The sequence below is a fragment of the Bradyrhizobium sp. C-145 genome (assembly GCF_023375135.1).
GTDB lineage: Bacteria > Pseudomonadota > Alphaproteobacteria > Rhizobiales > Xanthobacteraceae > Bradyrhizobium > Bradyrhizobium zhanjiangense.
This window is the reverse complement of the sequence record NZ_CP088150.1, coordinates 2,849,590-2,870,454: the sequence shown is the minus strand read 5'-3', so window position 1 is coordinate 2,870,454 and position 20,865 is coordinate 2,849,590. Positions and strand designations below refer to the sequence as shown.

Sequence of the window (20,865 nt, the reverse complement as noted above, 5' to 3'; positions counted from 1 at the left end):
TACAGGTCGCAAGATGCGCTTTCTGCTCCGCATCGCATTCTGGCTCGGGCTGGTGCTGGTGCTGCTGCCGCGGGACAAGACGCCCGAATCGGAGAAGCTGCCGCAGATCGGCGCCGCCGATGCGGTGCAGGCTGCGACCGCAGCCGTCTCCGACGTGACCCAGTTCTGCAAGCGCCAGCCGGCGGCCTGCGAGGTCGGCGGACAGGCCGCGACCATCATCGGCCAGCGCGCCCAGGACGGCGCGCGCAAGATCTACCAGATCATCAACGACAAGAAAGAGCAGATCACCAACGAGAAGAACGACAAGAACGACAAGACGGACAAGAAGGCGCCCGACCATACCGGCTCGATCGCGCTGGCCGGCGAAGGCGATGCCGTTGCGAGCGAGGCGCCGCGCGACACCCTGACCCAGGACGACCTCGCGCTGGAATGGCGCGGACCTGCGGCCGCAAATTAGCCCCAAACCCTATCGATTTCGCGGCTTCGCGTCCCTATATTGGCCTGAAAGGGAACATGGGCCAGCATGACGACGATCGACGAAATCAGGGACAATTTCGAACTTCTCGACGAGTGGGACGACCGCTACCGGTACGTCATCGAGCTCGGCCGCACCCTGGAACCGATGCCGGAGGCGGAGCATTCTGCCGCGAACAAGGTGCAAGGCTGCGTCAGCCAGGTCTGGCTCCAGAAGCTGGTCGAGCGCGGCAATGGCGCGCCGATCCTGAAGTATCGCGGCGACAGTGATGCGCATATCGTGCGCGGATTGGTTGCGATCGTGTTCGCGCTCTATTCCGGCCGCACGCCGCAGGAGATCCTCGACACCGACGCGATCGCCGTGTTCAACGAGTTCGGCTTTCGCGATCATCTGACGCCGCAGCGTTCCAATGGCCTGCGCTCGATGGTCGAGCGCATCAAGACCGACGCCAAAGAGGCGCTCGCGGAAGCGTCGTAAGACCCTCATGGTGAGGAGCGCAGGTCTCGAACCACGCAGCAAAAAGCCGTAGGGTGGGCAAAGCGAAGCGTGCCCACCATTTCGCGTGCAATCGAAGAAAGATGGTGGGCACGGCGCAAGAGCGCCTTTGCCCACCCTACGAAAATCTTTATTTCCGCTTCCGCTGCTGCTGTCCGAGGCCCATCTGCTTCGCCAGCTGCGAGCGCGCCACCGCGTAGTTCGGCGCGACCATGGGATAGTCGGCCGGCAAGCCCCATTTCTCGCGATATTGCTCCGGCGTCATGTTGTACTGGGTGCGCAGATGGCGCTTCAGCGACTTGAAGCGCTTGCCGTCTTCCAGGCACACCAGATAGTCCGGCGCGATAGACTTCTTCAGCGAGACCGCCGGCTTGGCCGGCTCGAGCGGCGCGGTCTCGGTACGACCCGACGAGACCCGCAGGAGCGCGCCATGCACCTGGCTGATCAGGTTCGGAATCTCCGCCGACGGCGTCGGATTGTTGCTGAGATAGGCCGACACGATGCTCGCCGTCAGCTCGATGAAATTCTTGTTCCCTGCATCCGACATGCGCCCCCCTTTCTCCGCCATCCTTCTCACGGGATTGACGACGCCAGAGTATTCCCTGTCAACAATACGTTCGGCGGAACCACGACGACTGTCGAGGAAGAGCTGATTACTGGCGAACGGCGGCGCTTTACTTTCTGCGCGGCGGCGCTCAGCCCCGCTGGTCGAGATGTGCGCGGAGCTCGTCGATCGAGGCAAAGCGCATCATGCCCTCCGGCATCTGTGCTTCGATCGAACCGTCGGAATAGAGCGAATAGGCCATGCCATCGACGACGCCGGACTTGAGCACGGTGACGGGCGCCTGCTCGGCCGCAGCCGCCGGCTCAGGTGCGCGCGGCGGCTCAGGTGCAGGCGGCGGCGTGGGAGCGGCTTCCGCAAAGGTCGAGGGCGAGTGCGGCGGCGGCCGGCGCGAGGTGACCGGCGGCTCCGGCGGGCGCATGCGTTCCGGTTTCGGCCAGGCGTCCTCGAAACTGGCAGGCGGAACGTTCGCGGCGGCGGGTGCTGCTGGTTCCTCATGAGGCGGCGGTGGGCCCTCGGTGGCCTTCGCCTCCGCGCGCTCACGCTCCTTGCGCGAGGTCGAGGCGAATAGCAGGTTGCGGCGGCGCGGCGCTTCCGGAGCCGCAGGAGGCGTTGGAGCTTCCGGCGCCTCGACGCGCGGACGCTCGCGCGCGGCGGCTTCGCTCTGCCACGGCGGAGGACCCGCGGCTGGTGGTGGCGGCGGTGGCACCGGTGGCTGGGCGAGCGCCGGCTCGGGCGCAGGCGCCCCGGGCATCGCCAGCCCCGGCAGCACGGGCCTGACCCGAACCTCTGATGCGGCTGTTCCGGCGACCAGCCGGCGGGCGATGCCCTTCAGCTCGAGCAGCAGGAGATGCAGGCCGACCAGTAGCATTCCGGTGCAGACGCCGATGGTTCCGGAGATTATGAGGGTGCTGCCGACACTGAATTCCCTGACTGTGTAGCCAAACAGGATCGCAAGGAGGCCCGCCAGAACGGCGAAAATCCCCACGATCAACAATGCCAAGGTCATCGAACTCACCCCCGGCCGCGCATCCACACGCGACACTCGTCAATCCACGATACCGTCATACGGTGTTCCACGCCAACGGCCAATTGTGGGCACTGTTCCTAAAGGGAAAGAAATCAGGGACTTATTCACATTCCCTTCAGCTGCGGCTCGCTACTGCTACAGTGCTCCAAGTGCCTGGTTTTGCTGCGTCGCATCAGGAATTTAGCCATAATGCCCAATTACTTGGTAATGGAACTGCGCTATAGGGATTCCGGGGAGCAGGCCCGCGCGCACCAGCAGGGCCGAGAGGGGATTCCGGGTCACCAATAGCCATGACATCCATCACGACTTCGGCGATCGACACGCCTCTGCGGCGCTCGGTCGAACGGACTTGCGACGATCTCGCCATGCTGGTGCTGGCTGCGGTCGCCGTCATTGCAGGATTGACCTTCCGCGACTACGGGCTCGGCTGGGACGATTACACCCACGCTGAATATGCCGACCTGTTGCTGCGCATGTTCGGTTCCGGCTTCAGGGACACGGCGGCGCTCTCCTTCGCCAATCTCTACATGTATGGCGGCGGCTTCGACATGGTCGCCGCTCTCCTGCACAAGATCATTCCGCTCGAACTGTTCGAGACGCGACGTCTGGTCGGCGCCATCGTCGGTGTGATCGGGCTTGCGGTGACGTGGCGGCTCGGCCGCCGCATCGGCGGCCCCCTTGCCGGTCTTGCGGCACTCTTGCTGCTCGCGCTCTGCCCGATCTTCTACGGCCACATGTTCATGAACCCGAAGGATGCGCCCTTCGCGGTGGCCATGATCATCCTGATGCTGGGCCTCGTCCGCCTCGCGGAGGAATATCCGCAGCCTTCGCCACGCACGGTGCTGATCGTCGGCTTGGGTGCCGGACTTTCGCTGGGCTGCCGCGTTCTCGGCGGTCTCGCACTGGTCTACGCCGTGCTCGGCTTCCTGCCGCTGTTCCTGGAGGAGCTGCGCAGCGAGGGCCCGCGCGAGTCGATCCGCCGCTTCGCTCATGTCGTCTACGTGCTGCTGCCCGGCCTCGTGCTCGGCTACCTCGTGATGGGGCTGATCTGGCCGTGGTCGATCATGCAGCCCGGCAACCCCTTTGAGGCGCTGACCTACTTCTCGCACTTCTTCGAGAAGCCCTGGAAGGAGATGTTCGACGGCGCGATCGTGTCCGTGCCCGACATGCCCTGGTCCTATCTGCCGACGCTGTTCGCGCTGCAGCTGCCCGAGGTGATGCTGGTGCTGATGGCCGGCGCGGTGATCGGCACCTTCGTACTGCTGCCGCGCCGCGAGGTTCCCGCGCGCCGCAAGACCATCCTCTTGATGCTGACGCTGGCCGCGACCCTGCCGCTCGCGATCGCAATGGTGAAGCGGCCGGCGCTGTACAATGGCATCCGCCATTTCGTCTTCGTGATCCCGCCGATGGCAGTGCTCGGCGGCGTCGCGTTTGCTTGGGCCATGGAGCGCCTGCGCGCCAATCACCGCACCTGGCAGCCGGTCGTGCTCGCCACCTTCTGCTTCGGCCTCGCGCTGTCGCTCGCCGAGATGATCCGGCTGCATCCCTATCAATACACCCACTTCAACCACATCGCCGGCACCGTGCGCGGCGCCGACGACCGCTTCATGCTGGACTATTGGGGCCTGGCGCTGAAGCAGGCTTCCGATGAATTGCGCGAGCAGCTGGTCGAGCGCCAGGAAGTGCCGCCGGTCAATCGCAAATGGAAGGTCGCGGTGTGCGGTCCGCAGCGTCCGGCCCAGGTCGCGCTCGGACCCGACTTCACCATCGGCTGGGATTCCAATGCGGCCGATTTCGCGATGACGCTAGGCGAGTTCTACTGCAAGGGCCTCACCGCGCCCGTCATGGTCGAGATCAAGCGCGACGACGTGGTGTTCGCCCGCGTCTACGATATCCGCGGCCGCAGCATTTCCAGCCTGCTGTCGATCCCGGCGCCGTAATAATTTTCTTTCGACCGTAGCCCGGATGGAGCGCAAGCGAAATCCGGGATCAGGCGTCCCGCATGGAGCTTCCGCCTTCGCTCTTCGAGCTACGGCGGAAGCTCCATGCAGGCTGCGCGCGACAGCCACGCTCCTTGCGCCTTGCCGTCAACCCGGCCCAAGACTACGCTCCCACCCCGCAACAACGATGTTCGGAGAGATCAGCCATGTCGCCAGCGGAAGCGCGCCTGAAGGAAGTGCCGTCGAACATGACGGAGGCCGAGTGGCAACAACGGGTCAATCTCGCCGCCTGCTATCGCCTGGTCGCGCTGTACGGCTGGGACGATCTGGTCGACACCCACATCTCCGCGCGCGTGCCCGGCCCCGACCATCACTTCCTCATCAATCCCTACGGACTGATGTTCGACGAGATCACGGCGTCGAGCCTCGTCAAGGTCGATTTGCACGGCAATCAGCTCTCCGAGAGCGAATACAGCATCAACCCGGCCGGCTTCACCATCCATTCGGCGATCCACGAGGTGCGCGAGGACGCGATCTGCGTGCTGCATCTCCACACGCTCGACGGCACCGCTGTGTCGAGCAGCGCGGAAGGCCTGTTGCCGCTGAACCAGACCGCCCAGCTAGTCACCCACGACCTTGCCTATCACGACTATGAAGGCATCGCGCTCGACCACGACGAGCGGCCGCGGCTCCAGAAGGACCTCGGCGACCACAACCACATGCTCCTGCGCAACCATGGCACGCTGACGGTCGGCCGCTCGGTCGCCTCCGCCTTCGAGCGCATGTATCACCTCGAGCGCGCATGCTCGATGCAGGTGCGCACGCGCGCGCTGGGCACGCCGGTCTATCCGGTCGACCACGTCGCGATCGATAAGAACACCGAGCTGCTGTCGAACCGCGACCGCGCCGAGCTGCGCGCCACCAACCTCGTGTGGCCGCCGCTGCTGCGCAAGCTCGACCGCGAGCTTCCCGGCTACCGCTCTTGAGATTTTCGAGGTTTGGTGTAGGGTAGCGATCAACGAACCTCTACGCCTTTTGGAATGAAACGCCGCCCAATTCCGGGCGGCGTTTTTATTTGGGGCGGCGTTCGCAATCACCATCACCGTCACCCTGAGGTGCTCGCCTCTTCGGCGAGCCTCGAAAGGCGACGGCCCGGCTGCATCGGGGCCGTGCATCCTTCGAGGCTCACCGTGAAGCGCGTTGCGCTCCACGGCTCGCACCTCAGGATGACGGAAGGCGCTCTCGTAGGGTGGGCAAAGGCGCATAGCGCCGTGCCCACCATCTCGCAGCTCGCCTCGGAAGTGGTGGGCACGCTGCGCTTTGCCCACCCTACGACACCGCCTTTATTTCACCTCGGCCAGCGCGGCGAGGATGCGGGCCCAGGAGCGGATGCCCTTCTGGAAGCTGCGGAGGTCGTACTTCTCGTTCGGCGAATGGATGTTGTCATCGTCGAGGCCGAAGCCGACCAGCAGCGAGTCGAGGCCAAGCGTGCGCTTGAAATCGGCGACGATAGGGATCGAGGCGCCCGAGCCCATCAGCACGGTCTCCTTGCCCCATTCCTCGGTCAGCGCCTTGCTGGCGGCGGCAAGCGGCTTCATGTTCCAGTCGAGCGCGACCGCAGGCGCGGCGGAATGGTCACCGAACTCGACCTTGCAGTCGCCGGGAATGCGCGCCGTCACATAGTCGCGGAAGGCCTTGCGGATCTTTGCGGGATCCTGCCCCTCGACCAGACGGAACGAGACCTTGGCAGACGCATGCGACGGGATCACCGTCTTGGAGCCCTCGCCGATATAGCCGCCCCAGATGCCGTTGACGTCGCAGGTCGGACGCGAAGAGGCCTGCTCAATCAGCAGCCGGCCCTTCTCGCCCGCCGGGATCGACAGGCCGATCGGCTTCAAAAACATCTCCGGCGTGAGATTGAGCTTCTTCCACTGCTCGAGGATATCGGGCGGCAGGTCCTTCACGCCGTCATAGAAGCCGGGGATGGTGATGCGGTTGTCGTCATCGAACAGGCCGCCGAGAATTTTGGTCAGCACCCGGATCGGGTTCATCGCGCTGCCGCCGAACACGCCGGAATGCAGGTCGCGATTGGCGGCGGTGATCTTCAGCTCCTCATAGAGCAAGCCGCGCAACGACGTCGTGATCGCCGGCGTGTTGCGGTCCCACATGCCGGTGTCGCAGACCAGCACGTAGTCGGCTTTGAACTCGTTCTTGTTGGCCTCGATGAAGGGCACGAAATTCTTCGAGCCAACCTCCTCTTCGCCTTCGATCAGGAAGGTGATGTCGATCGGCAGCGAGCCCGTCACCTTTTTCCAGGCGCGGCAGGCCTCGACGAAGGTCATGACCTGGCCCTTGTCGTCCTCGGCACCGCGCGCGACGATGATCTTGCGGCCATCGGCATGGTCGGTGACGACAGGCTCGAACGGCGGACGGTGCCAGAGATCAAGCGGATCGACCGGCTGCACGTCGTAATGGCCGTAGAACAGCACGTGCGGCCGTCCGCCTGCCCCGGTCTTGCCGACGATGGCGGGATGGCCCGCGGTCGGCCTCACTTCAGTGGCGACACCGAGGCTCGCGATGTCCTTGGCGAGGTGCTCGGCCGCCGCCTTGCAATCGGCGGCGAAGGCCGGATCCGCGGAGATCGACTTGATCCGCAACAACGAGAACAGGCGCTCCAGGCTGTTGTCGAAATCCTTGTCGATGTGGTCGAGCACGGATTGAAGCTGCGCATTGGCCATGGTCGTGATCCTGACTTTCAAGTCTCAAGAAATCGGGGGCTCAAGGTGTCTGCGCTTTTAGCGCCGGCGCGGCCTCGGGGCCAGCCGCAACCGGCGGGTGCCGGATGTGCCATGCGAGGCCGCCGGCAAGGATGGCGGTCGCAACGAGATTATTGCCCCAGGCCTGGATGACATTGGGAAACCACGGCAGCGACAGCAGCATGAGGATGCCGGCCGCGCCCAAAGCGAGCCAGGTTCCCAGCCGCACATTCGCCCGCGCGTCGAAGGCAGCCCGATGCATCAGCACCGTCATCGGGAAGAACAACCACATGAAATAGTATTGTCGCGCCAGAGGCGAGGCAATCGTCATCAGGCAGAACAGGATGCCGAGCTCCTCGGCATCGGAGCGCGCCGTGCGCTGCGCTTGCCGAGGCATGATCGCGATGAAGCCGAGCCCGAGCAATGCCGATAGCGCGAGCACGATCCAGTTCGCCGTGCGGTAGTCGACGTCGATGACGTTCATCGTACGCGGCGGCTTGTTGGGATCTTCCAGATTGTAATTGATCGGCCGGACCAGGCGATGCGTGACGGCAATGAGGGACTGGTTGACCCACGACCAGTTCTGCTCGCCGCGCTGACCAAAGCCTTTTTCCGAGCTGCTCCCGACCATGGCCTGGTACCAGGTCGCAAGTTCGGCCGCGTTGCGCTCGAAGCCGCGGATCGGCGCCGGCACGACGTAAAGAAGAATGCCGATGAAGGCGACGGTCGCGACCACGGCCGCCCACTTCCGCCGCCAGATTAGATAGGGCAGCACCGCGATCGGAAACACCTTGATGGCCGTCGCGAGCGCGAACATGAAGCCGGCAAGCCAGGGGCGCTGATGCCGCAAGCTCCAGAAGCCGTAGAGCATCATCGCGAGCAGGACGAGGTTCGGCTGGCCGAGGTCGAACATGTCGAACACGAAGGTGACGGTGACGAAGGCGGGCAGCGCTTCCAGCCACGGACCGGCCCTGCGGTCCGATCCGGCCATCACCTGGGAGAACGTCCCGGTGCACCACCACGCCACCGCATTCAGGATCGACAGGACGACATAGAGCGGGATCTTGCCGAACCAGCTCGGGATCGCCAGCAGGACCGCCGGCAGCGGTGGATAGATGAACTCGAAATAGTCGCTGATGTCACCGGGATAGAGCGGCCGCCCCTGCAAGACCTGCTGCCCGGCCCAGTACCACAGCCCATAATCCTTGGTCTTGCCGTGGCCGAAGATCTCGGGAATGAGCACATCGGCAGTCAGGAGGAGGCAGCAGAACAGGAAAAGCAGGTCCAGCGGCGCACGCAACGACAGGCGTCTCGGCGCTTCGGGTTTGGCTAACGGGGCGGTGGAGATCACGGTGGGGTCCAGTCGGCGGCGGACTACCACGTAGCAGACGGACGGATGTTTGGAGAGTCCCTCACCGGAATTTGTGCCGGTGGTGATGGCCTCCCCGATGGCCGCTAGACCTTCCGCAGCGTCACGGCCGGACCTGCTGCCTACCGCCGCAGCAATCCGCCGAGCGCGCCGCGAACCAGGGTGCGGCCGATCGAGCCGCCGAGCTGGCCGGCGACCGACTTGCCGATATTTGCGGCCATCCCCCCGATCACCTGGTTAGTCACCGATCGCGTCACGTCGCGCGCAATGACCTGGCCGGTCGACAGCCGGCCACGCTTGACGTTGGTGCCGAAGATGGTGCCGACGATCGAGCCGATCTGGCCGAGGACGCCGCCACCGCTTCCGCCTGCCGAACCGTCGGCCGTTGCCGCCGTGCCGGCGAGGCGCTTCTGAAGGATCTCATAGGCGGACTCGGAATCGACGGCGGTGTCGTATTTGCCCATGACCGGGCTCGCCGCCATGATCGCCTTGCGCTCCTCCGGCGTGATCGGTCCGATCCGGGCCGATGGCGGCCGGATCATCACCCGCTCCACCATCGAAGGGGTGCCGTTGCCTTCGAGGAAGGATACCAGCGCCTCGCCCTTGCCGAGCTCCGTGATCACCTTGGCGGTGTCGAGCTTCGGGTTGGGCCGGAAGGTCTGGGCTGCGGCGGTGACCGCCTTCTGGTCGCGCGGGGTGAAGGCGCGCAGCGCATGCTGGACCCGGTTGCCCAGTTGCCCGAGCACGCGGTCGGGCACGTCGACCGGGTTCTGCGTCACGAAGTAGACGCCAACGCCCTTGGAGCGGATCAGACGCACCACCTGCTCGATCTTGTCCATCAGCGCTTTGGGCGCGTCGTTGAACAACAGATGCGCCTCGTCGAAGAAGAACACGAGCTTCGGCTTGGGCAGGTCGCCGGCCTCGGGCAGCTCCTCGAACAGCTCCGACAGCATCCACAACAGGAATGTCGCATAAAGTCGCGGGCTCTGAAGCAGCTTGTCGGCGACCAGGATGTTGACCATGCCGCGGCCGTCGCGGTCGGTCTTCATGAAGTCCTTCAGCGTCAGCGCCGGCTCGCCGAAGAATTTGGTGCCGCCCTGGTTCTCCAGCACCAGGAGCTGGCGCTGGATGGTGCCGACGGTCGCCTTGGTGACATTGCCGAAGCCCTGGGCGGCTTTGCGGATGACGGCGAACGGATCCTCCTCCGCGTCCGCTGCCTTCTTCCCGCTATCGGGCACGATGGCGTCGAGCAGCGCGCGAAGGTCCTTCATGTCGATTAAGGCAAGACCGTTATCGTCGGCGACGCGGAAGGCGACGTTGAGCACGCCTTCCTGCACGTCGTTCAGATCGAGCATGCGCGCGAGCAGAAGCGGCCCCATTTCCGTGACGGTCGCCCGCACCGGGTGGCCCTGCTCGCCGAACACGTCCCAGAACACCGTCGAGAACTGGTCGGGCTGGAAGGTCAGCCCCATCTCGGTGGCGCGCTTGACGATGAAATCTTTGGCTTCGCCGACCTCGGAGATGCCGGAGAGGTCGCCCTTGATGTCTGCGGCGAAGACCGGAACACCGGCGCGCGCAAATCCTTCCGCCATCACTTGCAGCGACACCGTCTTGCCGGTTCCGGTTGCACCGGTGACGAGCCCGTGGCGATTGGCGAGCGCCAGCGTCAGCCAGGCCTGCTCGTCTCCCTTGCCGACGAAAATCTTGGCGTCGGTGTCACCGAGCTTGCTGTCCTGTGCGGTCATAATTCTCACTGATCTCTGCAGGTTTCGCGTATCGAAACTCGAATGCATTAGTTCCGTAGTTTAACGCATGTTGTGCGTCGATTAAAACCATTCAACGCGTCCCAAACATGCGACATTGGCGGAAATATCAGCCGAAAGTCGGAATGGAGCGTTCGCACCGCGGTATTTTTTTGCTGATTCCATCTCCGCTCTTGCACCGCTGCAACACTGTTTACGCGTTCGAAGATGAATCGCGGCGAGGCGTGCGTTCATCGCTTGAATTTCACATCGCACCGGCTCAAGATCATTTTCGAAAGCAATACTCCGGCATGTGAACCGGCTGAGGGGCAGGCCATATGGACGAGCTGATCGGACGGCTGGCGACAAACGCCAGCATAGATAGTGCTGTCGCGGAAAAGACCCTCGGCATTATCCTGGGCTTCCTCCGCAGCGAGGGTCCTTCCGACAGCGTTCAGGCCCTGATTGATCAAATCCCCGGAGCAGAAGCCGCGATCGAGGCGTGCAAGAGCGGCGGCGGACTGTCGCGGCTGATGGGCGGCGGCCTGATGGCCGTCGGCTCGCGCCTGATGGGCCTTGGACTGGGCATGTCGGAGATTCAAAACGTCGCCCGTGAACTATTCCGCTTCGGCCGAGACAAAATCGGAGCGGATCAGATGGGCAAGATCATCGCGGGGACGCCGGGCCTCAGCCAGTTCGCCTGAAGCCACGCATTTCATATTCGAGTATCATGACATATCCGATCTCCGAGATTGACGGCCTGTCGGCCTTCGCCGCCAACAAATTGAAGGCGCAAGGAATCCGCACCACCGACGCGCTGCTCGAGGCTGCCTCCACCGTGAAGGGCCGCAAGGCGCTGTCCGCCAAGACCGGCATCAGCGAGCAGCTGCTGCTGGAATGGGCCAACGTCTCGGACTACATGCGCATCCCCGGCATGGGCCGGGCCAAGGTCGGCCTTGTCCGTGCCGCCGGCGTCACCACGGTGCGCGAGCTTGCTTATCGAAATCCGGCAAGGCTCGCCCAGAGCATGCGGGACGCCAACGAGAAGAAGAAGCTCCTCCGCATCCTGCCTTCCGAGAAGTCGGTCGGCGACATCATCGCCAAAGCGAAGAGGCTGCCGCCGAAGATTACGTATTGAGCGAGGACGAAGCTGGAGAGATAGGGTACCACTGCTCCCAGATCGTCATTGCGAGCGTAGCGAAGCAATCCAGAATCCTTCCGAGGTGATAGTCTGGATTGCTTCGCGGAGCCTGTCATCGGGCCGCGCTTCGCGCGGACCCGTTGGCTCGCAATGACGGAGTGCGGGCAAGAACCTCCTCCCTCTCGTGCCCCTGAGCGCGTCGGAACGGCCGGATGCCCCCTTCCGTCTTGACTCCCCCTCCCCGACCGCTAAAGCCACCCGCATGAGTGCCTCGCCCTCTCCATCCGTCCCGCCGGCCGGCTCGGCCGGGGCCGACGTGCTGCGGACGCTGCTGGAACGGCCGCTTCCGGCTGTTATGGGCGTGCTCAACGTCACCCCGGATTCCTTCTCCGATGGCGGCGAGTTCATCGCGCCCGAGCAGGCCTTCGCGCGAGCCCGGGCGATGATCGCTGATGGCGTCGACATCATCGATATCGGCGCCGAGTCCACCCGACCCTACAAGGGCGCCCAGCCGGTCACAGCAGACCGCGAGCTCGCCCGGCTGAAGCCGGTGCTGGCTGGTGTCGTGGCGCTTGGGGTGCCCGTCTCGATCGACAGCATGAAGGCGGAGGTCGTGGCCTTCGCACTCGACCAGGGCGCGGCCATCGTCAACGATGTCTGGGGTCTGCAACGCGACGCCGCCATGGCACCGCTGGTCGCTGCGAAAGGCGTTCCGGTCATCGTCATGCACAACCGCGACAATGCCGACCCCACCATCGACATCGTCACGGACATGAAGACCTTCTTCCTGCGCTCGCTGGATATTGCGGCCAAGGCCGGCATCGCGCGGGAAAAAATCGTGCTCGATCCCGGCATCGGTTTCGGCAAGACGGCCGAGCAGAGCATGATCGCGCTGGCGCGGCTGCGTGAACTCGACATGTTCGGCCTGCCGATCCTGGTCGGCGCCTCGCGCAAGCGCTTCATCGCTTCGGTGTCGCCGTCGGAGCCGAAAGAGCGGCTCGCCGGCTCGATCGCCGCGCACCTCATCGCCGCGCAGCGCGGCGCAAAGATCATCCGGACCCATGACGTCGCCGAAACCTTGCAGGCCCTGCGGGTGGCGCACGCAATCGAGAGCAAGCCATGACCGATACGATCTTCGTGACCGGCCTGTCGATCCATGCCCGCCACGGCGTCATGGATCACGAAACCGAAGTCGGCCAGCGCTTCGTCATCGATCTCGAACTCTATACCGACCTGTCGGAGCCTTCGCGCAGCGACCGGCTCGCCGACACCGTCTCGTACGCCGAGGTCGTGGCGACCACCACGGCGGCGTTCAAGAACACCAACTACAAGCTCTTGGAGCGCGCGGCCGGCGCGGTCGCCGATGCCATCCTGTCGCATTTCCCGCGCATCCGCGCCGTGAAGATCACCGTGCACAAGCCGCATGCGCCGATCGCCGCGATCTTCGACGACGTCGGCATCATGCTGACGCGCTCGCGGCATCCCTAATATGGCAAGCGTGCTGATCGCACTCGGTGGCAATGTCGGCGATGTCCGCGCGACATTCGGTAAGGCGATCGCGCATATCTGCGGCATGGCGCAAGCCGCACTAATTGCGCGGTCCTCGGACTACACGACGCCGCCCTGGGGCGACAAGGACCAGGAGCCCTTCATTAATGCCTGCATCGAGATCGAGACCAGCCTCGATCCGCATGCGCTGCTGTTCGTGCTGCAGAAGGTCGAGCAGAAATTCGGCCGCACGCGGGACAAGGAGCGGCGCTGGGGACCGCGCACGCTTGATCTCGACATGATCGCCTATGACGATGTCAGCTTGCAGAAGCCCGATCTGACCTTGCCGCATCCGCGCCTGTTCGAGCGCGCCTTCGTGCTGGTGCCGCTGACCGAAATCGCGCCCGACCGCGTGATATCAGGCATTCGTGTGCGTGACGGGCTCGCTAGCGTCTCGACGCAAGGCATTGAGCGGCTTCCGGATACCGGTTAACCAAAAACAACCGTTTGCAGGGACGGTCCGCCGTGGCAATTTCGCCTGCGAATAACAAGATTGTCGGGAGCCCCTCGCCGCATGACCTCCGTGACTGACGACCTGCCGCTGGCGGCGGAATTCCCCAAGGCCACGATCGAAGACTGGCGCAAGCTGGTCGACGGCGTGCTGAAAGGCGCGCCGTTCGAGAAGCTGGTCGGCAAGACCTATGATGGCCTGAAGATCGAACCGCTCTACCCGCGCGCCAAGGGCGTTGCGCCCGTGGCGGGCCGGCCGCTGGCTGCGCCCTGGCAGATCATGCAGCGGATCGATCATCCCGATGCGGCCGCCGCGAACGCACAGGCGCTGACCGATCTCGAGAATGGCGCGACGGGGCTTGCGCTGGTGTTCGCTGGCGGCAGCGGCGCCCACGGTTTCGGCCTGGAACCGTCGGCCGATGCGGCCGCAAAAGTCTTGAAGGACATTCATCTCGATGCCGGCATCGGCCTCGAGCTCCAGATCGGTCCGCAATCGCGGATGGCCGCGATCCATGTCGCGGAATATGTGAAGAGCGCTGGCCTCGATCCCGCCGCCTGCAACATCCGTTTCGGGCTCGACCCGCTCGCGGCTGGTGCGGTGTGGGGTCACAGCCCTTATACGTGGGAGGAAATTGTTCCCGCCGTCGCCGGCGCCATCAAGGGCCTGGCGGCGCTCGGCTTCAAGGGACCGTTCGTGTCGGCCGACGGGCGCGTGATCCACGATGCCGGCGGTTCCGAGGTGCAGGAGCTCGCCTTCGTGCTCGCCTGCGGCGTTGCCTATCTGCGCGCGATCGAAGGCGCCGGCATTGCGCTGGAGCAGGCGCAGGGCATGGTCTATGCGCGGCTGTCCGCCGATGCCGACCAGTTCCTGACCATGGCCAAATTCCGCGCGCTGCGGCTGCTCTGGGAGCGCATCGAGACGGCGTGTGGGCTCACGCCAAAACCGCTGTTCATCGCCGCCGATACGGCCTGGCGCATGCTGACGCAGCGCGACCCTTACGTGAACATGCTGCGCGCGACCATCGCGACCTTTGCAGCGGGGCTTGCCGGCGCCAATGCGATCACCGTGCTGCCGCATACGCTGGCGCTCGGGCTACCCGATCCGTTCGCGCGGCGCGTGGCGCGCAACACGCAGCTTTTACTGCTGGAAGAGAGCAACCTCGCCAAGGTCAGCGATCCCGCCGCCGGCGCCGGCGGCATCGAGACGCTGACGGCGCAGCTCTGCGACGCCGCCTGGGCGCTGTTCCAGGAGAGCGAGAAAGCGGGCGGCGCCTTCGCAGCGCTTCAGCAGGGTCTGTTCCAGGGCAAGGTCGCGGCGACGCGAAAAGCGCGCGACGCCAATATCGCAAAGCGGCGCGACGTGCTGACAGGCGCCAGCGAGTTTCCAAACCTGCACGAGAGCGAGACGGTCGTGCTGAAGGCTACGCCGATCGCGCTTCCGCCTTACGGTGAGCAAAAATACAAATTCGATGCGCTGCCACCGATCCGGCTGGCGGAGCCGTTCGAGGCGCTGCGCGACAAATCCGATGCAACGCTGAAGGCGCGCGGAGCGCGGCCAAAGGTGTTTTTGGCCAATCTCGGCACGCCCGCCGATTTCACGGCGCGCGCGACCTTTGCGAAGAGCTTCTTCGAAGCCGGCGGCATCCAGGCCGTCGACAGCGAGGGCTTTGCCGATCCGGCCGAGTTGGCCGCCGCCTTCAAGGCCTCCGGCGTCGCGCTTGCCTGCCTTTGTTCCAGCGACAAGGTCTATGCGGAACACGCCGAGGCTGCGGCGAAGGCCCTGCAATCGGCCGGCAGCCGTCATATCTATCTGGCAGGTCGCCCGACCGATACCGAGGCGGCGCTGCGCGCGGCCGGCGTCACCGGTTTCGTCTTCGCCGGCGGCGATGCGCTTGCGACGCTGCAAGACGCCTATCGACGGATGGAACAGGCATGATCGAAACCAGCAAACCCGTTCTCACCGGCGGCTGCCAATGCGGCGCCGTGCGCTTTGGAGTCATGACTGCGCCGACCAGGATCTCGATCTGCCACTGCCGGATGTGCCAGAAGGCGGCTGGCGCGCCATTCGCCTCCTTCGCCGACATCAACAAGACGGACTTTGCCTGGACCAAGGGGCAACCCTCGTTCTTCCGCTCCTCTTCGATCGCCGAGCGCGGCTTTTGCGCCGCCTGCGGCACCCCGCTGAGCTTTGGCCGCATCGACGGCGACCGGATCGAGATCATGACCGGCGCTTTCGACCATCCCGACCGGGTGATACCGACGCGGCAGTTCGGCACCGAGTCCCGCCTCGGCTGGGTGGTCGGCATCGCCAACCTGCCGAGCCAGACCACGCAACAGAATTACGGACCGGAGAAGATGGCGACCATCGTCAGCCATCAGCATCCGGATCATGATTGAGCGTCTATGATATGGTTGAGACCATGAGCCGCATTCCCAATTTCGCAGACGTGGCCTTCGCGCGGACAACCCCCGCCGCACCGACCGGCAGCGCCGAGCCGTGGCTGACGCCCGAGGGCATTCTGGTGAAGCCCGCCTATGGCGAGGCCGATGTCGCCGGACTCGATTTCCTGGACACCTATCCGGGCATCGCCCCCTATCTGCGTGGTCCCTACCCGACCATGTATGTGAACCAGCCCTGGACCGTCAGGCAATATGCCGGCTTCTCCACGGCCGAGGATTCCAACGCGTTCTACCGTCGCAACTTGGCTGCCGGACAGAAAGGCCTCTCGGTCGCCTTCGACCTCGCCACCCATCGCGGCTATGACAGCGACCATCCGCGCGTTGGCGGCGACGTCGGCATGGCCGGCGTTGCCATCGATTCCATCTACGACATGCGCACGCTGTTCGCAGGGATTCCGCTCGACCAGATGAGCGTGTCCATGACCATGAACGGCGCAGTGCTGCCGATCCTCGCGCTCTATGTCGCGACCGCCGAGGAACAGGGCGTGCCACCGGAGAAACTCTCAGGCACCATTCAGAACGACATTCTGAAAGAGTTCATGGTGCGCAACACCTACATCTATCCGCCCGCGCCCTCGATGCGGATCATCTCGGACATCTTCGCCTACACCTCCACTAGGATGCCGAAATACAACTCTATTTCCATCTCCGGCTATCACATGCAGGAGGCCGGCGCGACGCAGGACCTCGAGCTCGCCTATACGCTCGCCGACGGCGTCGAATATCTGCGCGCCGGCCTTGCCGCCGGCCTCGACGTCGACCGCTTCGCGCCGCGCCTGTCGTTCTTCTGGGCGATCGGCATGAACTTCTTCATGGAAGTCGCCAAGCTGCGCGCCGCGCGCCTGCTCTGGGCCAAGCTGCTGAAGCCCTTCAACCCGAAAGACCCGCGCTCGCTGTCGCTGCGCACGCATTCGCAGACCTCGGGCTGGTCGCTAACGGCGCAGGACGTCTTCAACAACGTGATGCGCACCACGGTTGAGGCGATGGCGGCCACCCAAGGCCACACTCAGTCGCTGCACACCAATGCGCTGGACGAGGCCTTGGCGCTGCCGACCGATTTCTCGGCGCGTATCGCCCGCAACACCCAGCTGTTCCTCCAGCAAGAGAGCGGCACCACCCGCATCATCGATCCCTGGGGCGGTTCGTATTACGTCGAGCGCCTGACGCGCGACCTCGCGGCGAAGGCCTGGAGCCATATCCAGGAGGTCGAGGAGCTCGGCGGCATGGCGAAGGCCATTGAGGCCGGCGTGCCCAAGCTGCGCATCGAGGAAGCCTCGGCCAAGACGCAGGCCAGGATCGATGCCGGCAAGCAGGCAGTGATCGGCGTCAACAAATACAAGCCGACTGACGAAGCTCCCATCGACATCCTCAAGGTCGACAATACCAATGTCCGCCGCTTGCAGATCGACAAGCTGACGCGGCTGAAATCCGAGCGCAACCAGAAGGACGTCGATGCCGCCCTTGCCGCGCTGACGCGCTCGGCCGGCGAAGGCAACGGCAATCTGCTCGCACTCGCCATCGACGCGGCGCGGGCCAAGGCGACCGTCGGCGAGATTTCGGAGGCGATGGAAAAGGTGTTCGGCCGGCACCGCGCCGAGATCAAATCCATCACCGGCGTCTACAAGCGGGAGGCGTCCAGCATGGGTAACCAGGTCGAGAAGGTTCAGGCGCTGATCGACGCCTTCGAAGAGGCGGAGGGCCGCCGGCCGCGCATCCTGGTCGCCAAGATCGGCCAGGACGGCCACGATCGCGGCCAGAAGGTGATTGCGTCAGCCTTCGCCGACATCGGCTTCGACGTCGACATCGGGCCACTGTTCGCCACGGCGGATGAAGCCGCGCGGCAAGCGGTCGAGAACGACGTGCATATCCTCGGCGTCTCCTCACTCGCCGCCGCCCATCTTACCGCCGTGCCCGAGCTGAAGGCGGCGCTGAAGAAGCAGGGCCGCGACGACATCATGATCATCGTAGGCGGCGTGGTGCCGCCGCAGGACTACGATGCGCTCTATGCCGCCGGCGCCGAAGCCATCTTCCCGCCCGGCACCGTGATTGCGGACGCAGCCGAGGAGCTGATCCGCAAGCTGAACGCCCGGCTCGGGCATAGCGAGGCGGCGGAGTAAGTCAGCCCTCGATAAACGCATCCGGATTGAACCGGAAGCACGGAGGTGCGACCAACCGCATACCGGTTGATGACGCTGCCGATGGCGCGCGACCAACGCTTGAGGACTCATAAATTGGCTAAGTTGCAGGATGGCGCGTACGCGCAGAGGAAAAGCTTGATGCGATGCGCCGCTATCGCCACGACCGTTGTGGCGACGATGCTGCTGTGCTCGCCGACGCTCGCCACCGGTCCCAAGCCCGATGCCGTCCTCAAGAACAGGAACATCGAGGCGCGTGTCCTGCTCGACGACACGATCAGAGCCGATGCCGTCCTCACGGCCGATTGCCTCACTGAGGCGAGAAAGTGGCTCGACAAGAGCGCGGCGGAAGCGGCCGCCACACGCAAGACCGATCCGGTGCTCTTCAGGGATGGTGCGTGGGAGTTCGAGCGCAATTATGCCATTCGTTCGGTGGTGGGCGATCGCTATATCAGCATCGTCAGATCCGATTATACGGACACTCACGGCGCACATCCCAATTCCGACGTCGACACGATTCTGTGGGACAGAACCGAGAGCAAGCGCATCTCGATCCGACCGTTCTTCATCGAAACGGCCGACAACGGCCCCACCATGAAAGCGATGTTGAAAGCCGTGATCGCCTCGCTCACGATCGAGAAGAAGAAGCGCGATGTGGCCGACACGAGCGACGAGTGGATCAAAAATCTCAAACCAAGTCTCTTGAAGATCGGCGCAGTGACGCTCGCGCCGTCAACTGAGATCGGAAAGAGCCCCGGTCTCACCTTCCACTATCCCCCCTACGCCGTCGGCCCCTATGCCGAAGGCGCATACGTCGCCTTTGTTCCGTGGGAAACGCTGAAGCCCTATCTCACGCCGGAAGGTCTGCGGATTATCGGCGGCGCACGGCCGAAAGGCGACGCGGATGAGCAGTGAGTGCTCGCTAACGCGATCGCGGACTGACGCGAGCCAATGTCCGCGCAAGTGAGTCCGTCCAATCGGGAATCCAGGAGCCAAACAGCGCTTGCCAGCGATCGACGTCCGCAGGTTCCGTATCGAGGGCGACCACCCATTCGATGAGAGTGCGGTCGCCTTCGATGATCGGGCGCAGATGCATGGTGCCCTGGTAGCGCGTCGGCGCTGGCGCTTGGCTCCCCGCTTGGCTGCCGTCATCTTGCGGATATGGCAGCGCTTCGAGACCGGCATAGGTCAGGGTGTGCTGCCGGTCCGAGTGATCGACCAAGCGCTGGCGGATCCAGTTTCCGAGATAGCAGAAGCGCCTGATGGCGCCGACTTCGTCGCCGCGCTTGTCGTCTTCGATCACGCTCTCGCTCACCCCGTCGATGTAAGCGGGATAGTTGTTGAAATCGCGGATCAGCGACCAGACTTCGTCCATCGGGTGGTCCAACACGGCGCTGTAATAGGCTTGGGTCATCGGAAGCGTGCCTTTGGCTTTCGTTACGCGCTGAGGTTGGCGACTTGCGCGAGCAAAACCCACCCGATTTCCGACTGCCTTTTCCGATGGGCCTCCAGCTTTCACACAACACTGCGATCTCATTGGTAGCGCTACCTTGCAGCGGCGCCGCAAAGCCGACTAGAATGCCGCCGTTGACAAGAGCGCCCGACGTCACGGGCGCCGCTGGGAGGCATTCAATGTCCAAGATTTCGCGCCGCACCTTTGCGGCTTCATCCGCCGCCGTTGCGGCATCCGCCGTGTTCGGGTTCAAGCCCGCACGCGCGCAAACCTATCCGGCGCGTCCGGTCACCGTGATCGTGCCCTGGGGCGCAGGCGGTGGCACCGACGCGACCGCGCGCATCGTCGCGGCGCTGCTGGAGAAGGATCTCGGCCAGCCCTTCAACGTGGTCAACCGCACCGGCGGCTCCGGCGTCGTCGGCCATAGCGCAATCGCGACTGCGCAGCCGGACGGCTACACCATCGGCATGCTCACGGTCGAAATCTCGATGATGCACTGGCAGGGCCTCACCGACCTGACGCCGAAGAGTTATACGCCGCTGGCGCTGATGAACGAGGATCCGCCCGGCATTCAGGTCTCCTCCTCCTCGCCGTACAAGACGGTCAAGGAGCTCGCCGAGGCGATCAAGGCGGCGCCCCCAGGCAAGTTCAAGGCTTCGGGTACCGGCCAGGGCGGCATCTGGCATCTGGCGCTGGTCGGCTGGATGCAGGCGATGGGCCTGCCCGCCAACCAGGTCGCCTGGGTGCCCTCGAACGGCGCGGCGCCAGCCATGCAGGATCTCGCCGCCGGCGGCCTCGACCTCACCACCTGCTCGGTGCCGGAAGCGCGCGCCATTATCGAGGCCGGCAAGGCCAGGAGCCTCGCCATCATGGCACCGGCGCGCAATCCGATCTTCAAGGACGTGCCGACGCTGAAGGAGGCGATGGGCATCGATTACGCGACCGGCGCCTGGCGCGGCATCGGCGCACCCAAGAACCTGCCGCCGGAGATCGCAACAAAACTCACCGCGGCCCTGAAGAAGGTCTACGACTCCGCCGAGTTCAAGGACTTCATGAGCAATCGCGGCTTTGGCACCGTGTGGGGCGATGGCGCCCATTTCGCCGGCTTCATGGACAAGGGCGACGCCCAGATGGGCGAGGCAATGAAGGCGGCCGGCCTGAGCAAGGCGTGACCTGGTACTGCGACGCTCTGATCGCCTCTCCCCGCCTGCGGGGAGAGGCTGGAATTCGCGCAAAGCGCGGATTCCGGGTGAGTGGGACTCTCCACGAATCCAACTCTCACCGTCCTCGCGGAGGACCCCCCTCACCC

The 20,865-nt window shown here is 64.5% G+C and carries 20 protein-coding genes; 14 read left to right on the top strand and 6 right to left on the bottom strand.

All coding sequences use genetic code 11. The annotated features are described in order from the left end of the window. The first annotated feature begins 13 nt into the window (after positions 1-13). Both LRP30_RS13170 and LRP30_RS13165 read left to right on the top strand, forming a co-directional pair. A complete protein-coding gene (locus LRP30_RS13170) occupies positions 14-457 on the top strand; it encodes a DUF5330 domain-containing protein (RefSeq protein WP_249760580.1) in 444 nt (147 codons plus the stop codon). Positions 458-523: 66 nt separating this feature from the next. Beyond that, a complete protein-coding gene (locus LRP30_RS13165) occupies positions 524-952 on the top strand; it encodes a SufE family protein (protein ID WP_128934958.1) in 429 nt (142 codons plus the stop codon). 148 nt (positions 953-1,100) lie between these two features. On the opposite strand, the gene LRP30_RS13160 is transcribed toward LRP30_RS13165, so the two are convergent. Then, entirely contained in the window at positions 1,101-1,517 is a 417-nt protein-coding gene (locus tag LRP30_RS13160) for a MucR family transcriptional regulator (RefSeq protein WP_091890880.1), read from the bottom strand. Between the two features lie 148 nt (positions 1,518-1,665). Next, a complete protein-coding gene (locus tag LRP30_RS13155) occupies positions 1,666-2,541 on the bottom strand; it encodes a DUF308 domain-containing protein (protein ID WP_249760579.1) in 876 nt (291 codons plus the stop codon). Positions 2,542-2,852: 311 nt separating this feature from the next. On the opposite strand from LRP30_RS13155, the gene LRP30_RS13150 reads away from it, so the two are divergent. Continuing rightward, the gene (locus LRP30_RS13150; protein ID WP_249760578.1) at positions 2,853-4,502 is read left to right on the top strand and encodes a glycosyltransferase family 39 protein; all 1,650 of its coding nucleotides are present in this window, start codon (positions 2,853-2,855) and stop codon (positions 4,500-4,502) included. Between the two features lie 206 nt (positions 4,503-4,708). Further along, positions 4,709-5,488 carry a class II aldolase/adducin family protein gene (locus tag LRP30_RS13145; RefSeq protein ID WP_128934961.1) on the top strand — a complete coding sequence of 260 codons (780 nt, stop codon included), beginning with the start codon at positions 4,709-4,711 and terminating at the stop codon, positions 5,486-5,488. Between the two features lie 357 nt (positions 5,489-5,845). On the opposite strand, the gene LRP30_RS13140 is transcribed toward LRP30_RS13145, so the two are convergent. The 3 genes from LRP30_RS13140 to LRP30_RS13130 all read right to left on the bottom strand — a co-directional run bounded on the left by LRP30_RS13140 (position 5,846) and on the right by LRP30_RS13130 (position 10,372). Further along, positions 5,846-7,240 carry a M20/M25/M40 family metallo-hydrolase gene (locus tag LRP30_RS13140; RefSeq protein ID WP_249760577.1) on the bottom strand — a complete coding sequence of 465 codons (1,395 nt, stop codon included), beginning with the start codon at positions 7,238-7,240 and terminating at the stop codon, positions 5,846-5,848. A 40-nt stretch (positions 7,241-7,280) separates the two neighbouring features. After that, complete coding sequence (locus LRP30_RS13135) at positions 7,281-8,609, bottom strand: glycosyltransferase family 87 protein (RefSeq protein ID WP_249760576.1); 1,329 nt, start codon at positions 8,607-8,609, stop codon at positions 7,281-7,283. Between the two features lie 140 nt (positions 8,610-8,749). Further along, positions 8,750-10,372 carry a helicase HerA-like domain-containing protein gene (locus LRP30_RS13130; protein ID WP_128934963.1) on the bottom strand — a complete coding sequence of 541 codons (1,623 nt, stop codon included), beginning with the start codon at positions 10,370-10,372 and terminating at the stop codon, positions 8,750-8,752. Between the two features lie 335 nt (positions 10,373-10,707). Between LRP30_RS13130 and LRP30_RS13125 the strand changes: the two genes are divergently transcribed. The 9 genes from LRP30_RS13125 (at position 10,708) to LRP30_RS13085 (ending at position 19,018) form a co-directional block, all read left to right on the top strand. Continuing rightward, a complete protein-coding gene (locus tag LRP30_RS13125) occupies positions 10,708-11,073 on the top strand; it encodes a DUF2267 domain-containing protein (RefSeq protein WP_249760575.1) in 366 nt (121 codons plus the stop codon). Positions 11,074-11,099: 26 nt separating this feature from the next. Next, positions 11,100-11,507, top strand: coding sequence for a DUF4332 domain-containing protein (locus LRP30_RS13120; RefSeq protein WP_249760574.1), 408 nt, complete (start codon positions 11,100-11,102; stop codon positions 11,505-11,507). A gap of 265 nt (positions 11,508-11,772) precedes the next feature. Then, entirely contained in the window at positions 11,773-12,633 is an 861-nt protein-coding gene (gene folP / locus LRP30_RS13115; RefSeq protein WP_128939054.1) for a dihydropteroate synthase, read from the top strand. Further along, complete coding sequence (gene folB, locus LRP30_RS13110) at positions 12,630-12,998, top strand: dihydroneopterin aldolase (protein ID WP_008553485.1); 369 nt, start codon at positions 12,630-12,632, stop codon at positions 12,996-12,998. The genes folP and folB overlap by 4 nt, the downstream gene beginning before the upstream one ends. A 1-nt stretch (position 12,999) precedes the next feature. Continuing rightward, positions 13,000-13,491 (top strand): 2-amino-4-hydroxy-6-hydroxymethyldihydropteridine diphosphokinase, encoded by a 492-nt coding sequence (gene folK, locus LRP30_RS13105; RefSeq protein WP_249760573.1) that lies wholly within the window; start codon positions 13,000-13,002, stop codon positions 13,489-13,491. 81 nt (positions 13,492-13,572) lie between these two features. Continuing rightward, positions 13,573-15,444: a methylmalonyl-CoA mutase family protein gene (locus tag LRP30_RS13100; protein WP_249760572.1), complete on the top strand. Its 1,872-nt coding sequence runs from the start codon at positions 13,573-13,575 to the stop codon at positions 15,442-15,444. Next, complete coding sequence (locus tag LRP30_RS13095; protein ID WP_249760571.1) at positions 15,441-15,905, top strand: GFA family protein; 465 nt, start codon at positions 15,441-15,443, stop codon at positions 15,903-15,905. The genes LRP30_RS13100 and LRP30_RS13095 overlap by 4 nt, the downstream gene beginning before the upstream one ends. A gap of 23 nt (positions 15,906-15,928) precedes the next feature. After that, on the top strand, positions 15,929-18,085 hold the full coding sequence (scpA, locus tag LRP30_RS13090) for a methylmalonyl-CoA mutase (RefSeq protein WP_249761747.1): 2,157 nt from the start codon (positions 15,929-15,931) through the stop codon (positions 18,083-18,085). 159 nt (positions 18,086-18,244) lie between these two features. After that, positions 18,245-19,018, top strand: a complete 774-nt coding sequence (locus LRP30_RS13085) for a DUF3298 and DUF4163 domain-containing protein (protein WP_249760570.1) — start codon at positions 18,245-18,247, stop codon at positions 19,016-19,018. A gap of 7 nt (positions 19,019-19,025) precedes the next feature. Here the strand turns inward: LRP30_RS13085 and LRP30_RS13080 are convergent, their stop codons facing one another. After that, positions 19,026-19,517 carry an SRPBCC family protein gene (locus tag LRP30_RS13080; RefSeq protein ID WP_249760569.1) on the bottom strand — a complete coding sequence of 164 codons (492 nt, stop codon included), beginning with the start codon at positions 19,515-19,517 and terminating at the stop codon, positions 19,026-19,028. Between the two features lie 218 nt (positions 19,518-19,735). Between LRP30_RS13080 and LRP30_RS13075 the strand changes: the two genes are divergently transcribed. Then, on the top strand, positions 19,736-20,728 hold the full coding sequence (locus tag LRP30_RS13075) for a tripartite tricarboxylate transporter substrate binding protein (protein WP_249760568.1): 993 nt from the start codon (positions 19,736-19,738) through the stop codon (positions 20,726-20,728). Positions 20,729-20,865: the final 137 nt, after the last annotated feature.

Coding starts and splice junctions, on each gene's coding strand:
- LRP30_RS13170 (WP_249760580.1), top strand. CDS start 14: ATGCGCTTTCTGCTCCGCATCGCATTCTGGCTCGGGCTGGTGCTGGTG.
- LRP30_RS13165 (WP_128934958.1), top strand. CDS start 524: ATGACGACGATCGACGAAATCAGGGACAATTTCGAACTTCTCGACGAG.
- LRP30_RS13160 (WP_091890880.1), bottom strand. CDS start 1,517: ATGTCGGATGCAGGGAACAAGAATTTCATCGAGCTGACGGCGAGCATC.
- LRP30_RS13155 (WP_249760579.1), bottom strand. CDS start 2,541: ATGACCTTGGCATTGTTGATCGTGGGGATTTTCGCCGTTCTGGCGGGC.
- LRP30_RS13150 (WP_249760578.1), top strand. CDS start 2,853: ATGACATCCATCACGACTTCGGCGATCGACACGCCTCTGCGGCGCTCG.
- LRP30_RS13145 (WP_128934961.1), top strand. CDS start 4,709: ATGTCGCCAGCGGAAGCGCGCCTGAAGGAAGTGCCGTCGAACATGACG.
- LRP30_RS13140 (WP_249760577.1), bottom strand. CDS start 7,240: ATGGCCAATGCGCAGCTTCAATCCGTGCTCGACCACATCGACAAGGAT.
- LRP30_RS13130 (WP_128934963.1), bottom strand. CDS start 10,372: ATGACCGCACAGGACAGCAAGCTCGGTGACACCGACGCCAAGATTTTC.
- LRP30_RS13125 (WP_249760575.1), top strand. CDS start 10,708: ATGGACGAGCTGATCGGACGGCTGGCGACAAACGCCAGCATAGATAGT.
- LRP30_RS13120 (WP_249760574.1), top strand. CDS start 11,100: ATGACATATCCGATCTCCGAGATTGACGGCCTGTCGGCCTTCGCCGCC.
- folP (WP_128939054.1), top strand. CDS start 11,773: ATGAGTGCCTCGCCCTCTCCATCCGTCCCGCCGGCCGGCTCGGCCGGG.
- folB (WP_008553485.1), top strand. CDS start 12,630: ATGACCGATACGATCTTCGTGACCGGCCTGTCGATCCATGCCCGCCAC.
- folK (WP_249760573.1), top strand. CDS start 13,000: ATGGCAAGCGTGCTGATCGCACTCGGTGGCAATGTCGGCGATGTCCGC.
- LRP30_RS13100 (WP_249760572.1), top strand. CDS start 13,573: ATGACCTCCGTGACTGACGACCTGCCGCTGGCGGCGGAATTCCCCAAG.
- LRP30_RS13095 (WP_249760571.1), top strand. CDS start 15,441: ATGATCGAAACCAGCAAACCCGTTCTCACCGGCGGCTGCCAATGCGGC.
- scpA (WP_249761747.1), top strand. CDS start 15,929: ATGAGCCGCATTCCCAATTTCGCAGACGTGGCCTTCGCGCGGACAACC.
- LRP30_RS13085 (WP_249760570.1), top strand. CDS start 18,245: ATGCGATGCGCCGCTATCGCCACGACCGTTGTGGCGACGATGCTGCTG.
- LRP30_RS13080 (WP_249760569.1), bottom strand. CDS start 19,517: ATGACCCAAGCCTATTACAGCGCCGTGTTGGACCACCCGATGGACGAA.
- LRP30_RS13075 (WP_249760568.1), top strand. CDS start 19,736: ATGTCCAAGATTTCGCGCCGCACCTTTGCGGCTTCATCCGCCGCCGTT.